2 protein-coding genes are annotated in these 1,996 nt (G+C 73.4%); both read right to left on the bottom strand.

The genetic code is table 11. The features are described 5' to 3' along the window. The coding region (locus DQW85_RS23800) for a serine/threonine-protein kinase (RefSeq protein WP_162795304.1) at positions 1 to 991 on the bottom strand (991 nt) is incomplete at its 3' end. Then, the coding region (locus DQW85_RS23795; RefSeq protein ID WP_162795303.1) for a TolB-like translocation protein at positions 991 to 1,996 on the bottom strand (1,006 nt) is incomplete at its 5' end. The genes DQW85_RS23800 and DQW85_RS23795, both read right to left, overlap by 1 nt.

Below are 1,996 nucleotides of genomic sequence, written 5' to 3'. Positions count from 1 at the left end.
GGCGCCCGCCCCGGCCACCTGCGGCCACCCCCGCCCCCTGAGCCCCCGCCCCCTCAGCCGTGGCCCCCATGCTCGGCGCCACGGCTGAGCCCGGGGCTGTGGTGGTGGGCGGGGTGGAGGGCGGGTTGGCAGGCGCGGTGGTGGGCGGGGGTGCGGCGGATCTGCGGCCCTCGTCGAGGAGGGCCCGTTCCGGCACCGGATGGCCGAGCAGGGTGAGCAGCGCCCGCGACGCGGCGGGCCGGGCGGCGGGATCCTTGGCCAGGCAGCGCGCCACCAGGTCGCGCAGGTCGCCGCGGAGCTCTCCCAGCTGAGGCTCGGCGGACAGGATGCGGGTCACGACCGCCGGCACGTCACCGGAGCCGAACGGCGGCGTGCCCGTGGCGGCGCACACCACCGTGGCCGCCCAGGCGAACAGGTCGGCGGGCGGCCCCGCCCCGCCGCCCGAGAACTGCTCGGGCGCCATGTACGGCGGGGTGCCCTCCAGGTGCTCGTCGGCCTCCCCGGACTCCAGCGCCCGTGAGATGCCGAAGTCGATCACCCGCGGCCCGTCCCGGCCGAGCAGCACGTTGCCCGGCTTGAAGTCCCGGTGCACCACGCCCGCCTGGTGGATGGCGGCCAGCGCGGTCAGGCTGCCGATCGCCAGGCGGCGCAGCTCCGCCGGCCGGAGCGGGCCCCGCTCGGCGATGACGCGCGCCAGCGAGGGCCCGTCGACGTACTCGCTGACCACGTACGGCACCCCGTCCTGCTCGCCGACGCCGAGCACCCGCGCCGTGCAGAACGCCTTGACCCGCCGCGCGAGCTCGATCTCCTTGGCGAACCGGGCCCGGCCCTCCTCGTCCGGCACGCGCGCGAGGACCTTGATCGCGACGTTCTCCCCGTCGGGCGACTCGCCGAGGTAGACCACGCCCTGCCCGCCCTCGCCGAGCCGGCCCGCGACGCGGTAGGGGCCCAACCGCGGCGGATCGCCCGGCAGGGGCGGCCGCGGCCGCATCACCGGGGCGCCTTGGGCGCGAAGTGCACGATGACGCTTCTGGAGGGCAGCTCCGCCAGCACCCGCTGTGTCTCGCCCAGGAAGGAGACGATCTTGATCTGGTCGCGGCCCTTCTTGCGGGTGGGCTCGCGCACCAGGATGTGGTCCTCGTTGAACCAGCCGAGCAGGTAGCCGGCATTCTTGATGCCGCCGATGGTGGCCTTGCGGACGCCTGTGCTGGTGTCCCAGACGCACACGTCCTCGCGGTTGGGGCAGACCGTGACGTACTTCTTGCCGGAGGGCGAGTACCAGGAGACGTCGCGGGGCGAGCCGACCCAGTGGACGTTGCGCGTGACCTTGCCCGACATGTCATAGGTCTCGAATCCGCGGTTCTTGGCGGCGGTGTAGCCGCGGGCGATGCTCCCGTCGGGGGTGAAGGTGAACGGCAGGCTGAGGTCGTCGACGTACTCCGTGCGCACGACGGTGGCCTTGCGCGCCACGACGTCGACGTGCACGAACCCGGTGATCTTCTTGCGCTTGTCGTCCGTGATCGAGGCCACCACCCGGGTGCCGTCGTGCGACCAGGCGGGAAACCACGACTGCTCGGGCTTCTTGACCGTGGTGACCTCGAACGACTCTCCCGTGCTCAGCCTGGTGAACCTCAGCTTGTCCATGTCGGTGTTCTGGAACTTCAGCCACGGGTTGAGAGCCACCCAGTCGCCGTCCGGCGACATCTGGGGGGCCTCGGCCAGGCCGATCTCCTTGAACCGGCCGGTCCGGTCCCTGGCGAACGTCTTGAACGGCCGTTTGACCTGCAGGTAGGCGGCCAGCCAGACGGGGTCCGTGGGGTGCTCGTACAGGGTGGCGCCGACGTCGGCGAGCTTGACCTCCCGCTCCGCCTTGGGCGCGACGGTGGCGACCGGCGCGCTAGTGACGCTCGGCGTGACGCGGGGCGGGGTGGCGACGAGCGTGGCGGCCGGGCTGGAGGAGGCGGCGGGCGTGGCGCCGGCTGTCGCGGGCGTGGCG

Source organism: Nonomuraea lactucae (assembly GCF_003313395.1).
Taxonomy (GTDB): Bacteria; Actinomycetota; Actinomycetes; order Streptosporangiales; family Streptosporangiaceae; genus Nonomuraea; species Nonomuraea lactucae.
Note: the sequence above shows the minus strand (reverse complement) of the source record. Positions and strands in the feature narration are given on the sequence as shown.